The organism is Mameliella sp. AT18, assembly GCF_028807275.1.
Taxonomy (GTDB): domain Bacteria; phylum Pseudomonadota; class Alphaproteobacteria; order Rhodobacterales; family Rhodobacteraceae; genus Antarctobacter; species Antarctobacter albus.
The window spans coordinates 1-1,240 of the sequence record NZ_JARAMO010000097.1; the positions used below are offsets into that span (position 1 = coordinate 1).

The 1,240-nt window shown below is 67.1% G+C and carries 1 protein-coding gene and 1 pseudogene; both read right to left on the reverse strand.

Annotated elements, in window-relative coordinates:
* A pseudogene (locus PVW46_RS13235) lies at positions 1-207 on the reverse strand (amidohydrolase); the annotation flags it as partial.
* Between the two features lie 142 nt (positions 208-349).
* The coding region (locus PVW46_RS13240) for an amidohydrolase (RefSeq protein ID WP_274576134.1) at positions 350-1,240 on the reverse strand (891 nt) is incomplete at its 5' end.

Below are 1,240 nucleotides of genomic sequence, written 5' to 3' on the forward strand. Positions count from 1 at the left end.
CCCATTGCCGCGCCCCTTGATGACACCGACGACGCCGGTGCGGCCAATGCCGGTCACCACCTCGTCACAGCCGAATTCCTTCAGCTTTTCCTCGACCAGGGCCGAGGTCCGGTGCGTTTCGAACAGGATCTCGGGGTGTTCGTGCAGGTCGCGGCGCCAGGCGGTGATCTCGTCCTGCAGTTCGGCAAAGCGGTTCTTGACGGGCATCTTGGCCTCCTTGTTGTCGTGAGTGTTCGTCGAGCCGCGGGGGCCCCTCGGACCCGCTGCGGTTATGGATGCCAACATATGCACCGGCGTCCGGGGCGCAACCACGACCGCGCGTCGCCCCGCCCCCGGGGTCCCGCGCTGCTTACGCCAAGGGCATCCGCGTCTCGGCCAGGGTGGCAAACCAGCTGGCCCCCACCGGCGCGATGCTGTCGTCAAAGTCATACCCCGGGTTGTGCAGGTCGGCGCTGTCGCCATTGCCGATGAAGACAAAGGCCCCGGGACGCACCCGCAGCATGTCGCCGAAATCCTCGCTGCCCATGACGCGCGGCGCCTCGCGGTTCACATGGCCGGACACCGTCTCGCCCGCGTCGGCGGCCATATCCGCCTGCGCCTCGGCATTCACCAGCGGGTCGACCCCCTCGATATATGCCATCTCCACCTGTGCCCCGTGGGCCATGGCGGTGGCCTCGGCGATCTGACGGATGCGGGTGCGGATCGTCTCGCGGTCGGTGACATCGTACTGCCGCACAGTGCCGATCAGCGTCACCGCATCGGGCAGCACATTGTAGGTGAAGGTCTCCGACTTCAGCCCGCAGACGGAAATCACCACCGCGTTCTGCGCGTTGATGTCTCGCGAGGGGATCGAGTGCAGCGCGGTCACGATCTGGGCGGCGGCAAGATTGGTGTCCACCGCCAGGTGCGGCATGGCGCCGTGCCCGCCCTTGCCCGTCACGCGGATCTCGAACTTGTCGGCGGAGGCCAGGAAGGGTCCGGGCCGCGTGGCGAAATGGCCCGGCGTCAGCCCCGGCCAGTTGTGCATGGCATAGACCTCGTCGACCTCGTAGCGGTCGAATACCCCGTCCCCGATCATCGCCTTGGCCCCGCCGCTGCCTTCCTCGGCAGGCTGGAACAGCGCGACGACTGTGCCATCGAAATTGCGCGTCTCGGCGAGATAGCGGCAAGCGCCCAGCAGCATGGTCGTGTGGCCGTCATGGCCGCAGGCATGCATCTTACCCGGTATGGTCGAGGCATG